General features: G+C 70.1%; 3 protein-coding genes. 1 reads left to right on the forward strand and 2 read right to left on the reverse strand.

Annotated features, from left to right (window positions below; translation table 11 throughout):
• Positions 1–753, reverse strand: a 753-nt coding sequence (locus G6027_RS16525) for an enoyl-CoA hydratase-related protein (protein ID WP_241727215.1), incomplete at its 3' end; no start/stop codon positions are given.
• A gap of 202 nt (positions 754–955) precedes the next feature.
• Between G6027_RS16525 and G6027_RS16530 the strand changes: the two genes are divergently transcribed.
• Positions 956–1,123: a hypothetical protein gene (locus tag G6027_RS16530; protein WP_182638101.1), complete on the forward strand. Its 168-nt coding sequence runs from the start codon at positions 956–958 to the stop codon at positions 1,121–1,123.
• Positions 1,124–1,164: 41 nt separating this feature from the next.
• Here the strand turns inward: G6027_RS16530 and G6027_RS16535 are convergent.
• The coding region (locus tag G6027_RS16535) for a DUF4287 domain-containing protein (RefSeq protein WP_241727216.1) at positions 1,165–1,473 on the reverse strand (309 nt) is incomplete at its 5' end.

A 1,473-nucleotide genomic window follows, 5' to 3' on the forward strand; every position in this document is an offset into this window, starting at 1 on the left:
GATACCGATGGACTCCGCGCGGTGGGCCACCTCGGGGTCGGACGCGCCGAGCATCCGCCACATGAGCTGACGGGTCAGCGCCGCCGACACCGGGGCCGTGCCGCGGGTCATCTCGCGGGCGATCTCGAGGGCGCGGGGGAGGACCTCGGCGGCCGGGAGCAGCTCACGCACCAGGCCGCGCTCCAGGGCCTCGTCGGCGAGGATGGTCTTGCCGCCGACAGTCCACTCGACCGCAGTGGAGATGCCCACCACCCGGGGCAGGAACCACGACGAACACGCCTCCGGCACCAACCCGCGGCGCGTGAACACGAATCCGAACCTGGCGTGGTCGGCGGCGATACGCACGTCCGTGGGCAGGGTCATGGTCACCCCGACGCCCGCCGCCGACCCGTTGATCGCGGAGATGATCGGCTTGGTCATGCGGAAGATGCGCAGCGAGACCAGGCCGCCCGTATCCGGCGGGGCTGTGCCGGTGTCCTCATCCGGATCCGTCGCGAACGTGTCGCCCCCGCCCGAGATGTCGGCCCCCGCGCAGAAGGCCCGCCCGGTGCCGGTCAGGACCACGGCCCGGATGTCGTCGTCGGCGTCGCAGGCATCGAGAGTGGTGATGAGGTCGGTGAGGTTCTGCGTTGTCGCCGCGTTGAGTCGAGCCGGGCGGTTGAGCCGGATCACGGCCACCTCGTCGTGGCGCTCGAGGACGACTTCGCGATGCTCGGGTGAGGTCTCGGAGGCCTGGTCCGGTGAGGGCTGCATGATGTCGGACGCTACCTGCGGTGGCGGGTGGCGGGGCCGGGATCGGATGCTGACCGGCTGCTCGGTCATGTCTCGCGGCCCTTTCTCCCGAGACGGCCTGTCGTACAGGCGAGTTCGCTGGACGGCCCCGCGCATCGTCCACTGTGACGCAGGCGATGGGGGTTGTTCGCCATCCGAGACGACCCCGCTGCCGAATCAGAAGGTGAAGAAATTGTGGTTCTTCGGGTTCGGGCGAGGTCGCGCCGCCGCGCCCGCTACGCCCACCACTGCCGAGCCAGACCAGGCCTCCTACGATCGCGCCTGGGCCGACTACGTCGAATGGTCCGGTCTGGACGAAGAGCGGCTCCCCGAGGCCCGGCGGGAGGAGTAGGCGTTGCCCGGGGCCCCGCGGTGGTGGTGGGTGGGCAGGGCTCAGCGGTTCGGGTTGGTGGCCGCGCCGTCGAGCCAGAGCATGTCGGTCGCGTCGGCGTGCGAGCCGGTGGAGCCGACGTGCGTCGAGCTGATCTGAGGTCCCTTGGTGATCACGTGGACGAGCGCCATGCCGTGGCCGCGGCCGAGGTCGTAGTCGGTCTTCAACCACTCCAGGATCGGTCCGGCCTTGGTCCCGGGGCCGAAGCCGCGGTCGGTGGCCTGATCCACGAGTTGCCGCGGCGTCAGCCCGGTCTTGGTCTCGATGGTGTCGAGGTACGCCTGCTTGAAGTCAAGTGGTTGTTGCAACCA

It is taken from the genome of Dietzia sp. SLG310A2-38A2 (assembly GCF_014145095.1).
GTDB lineage: Bacteria > Actinomycetota > Actinomycetes > Mycobacteriales > Mycobacteriaceae > Dietzia.